1 protein-coding gene is annotated in these 562 nt (G+C 56.6%); it reads left to right on the plus strand.

What is annotated here, in order from left to right:
- Positions 1-562 (plus strand): immunoglobulin-like domain-containing protein (locus tag HBR93_RS26760; RefSeq protein ID WP_169961438.1); only part of this gene is annotated, 562 nt, incomplete at both ends.

A 562-nucleotide genomic window follows, 5' to 3' on the forward strand; every position in this document is an offset into this window, starting at 1 on the left:
TGTTCGTCGATAAGAGCACCCAAACCGTCAAGATCACCGGTACTGACGGCGGCAACTTCGAGAAACTCGTGGTTGCAGGCAACGGCGCAACGACGCAAATCAACGACACCATCGACAAGGTCGATGTAGTGCTGACCGCGACCAAAACCGTGGGTGAAGGCGGCCAGATCGTCTACACCGCCACCCTTGTGGATAAAAACGGTGCGCCGGTAACCAACATCACCAACCCTGTGACTGTGACCCTGGATAACAACCAGGTCATCACCATCGGTGTGAACCAGTCGAGCGGTACTGTTTCGGTTGTGGCACCGGATGATGTGTACAAAGGCGACCAGACTGTTACTACCGGCATTAAAGAAGTCACCGGTGGCACGCACTTTGAGAACTTGGTTCCGGGTACTGACAAGGTCACCACGACTGTCACTGATACCCCCGGCACCGATAACACCACCACCGTCACCCTGACCGCGCCAAGCGCCGTCAACGAAGGCGGCACCATCACCTACACCGCCACCTTGAGCAACAAGGCCGACACTGACGTCACCTTGACCCTCGATGACGA

The organism is Pseudomonas sp. WS 5411, from assembly GCF_012985595.1.
Lineage (GTDB): Bacteria > Pseudomonadota > Gammaproteobacteria > Pseudomonadales > Pseudomonadaceae > Aquipseudomonas > Aquipseudomonas shahriarae.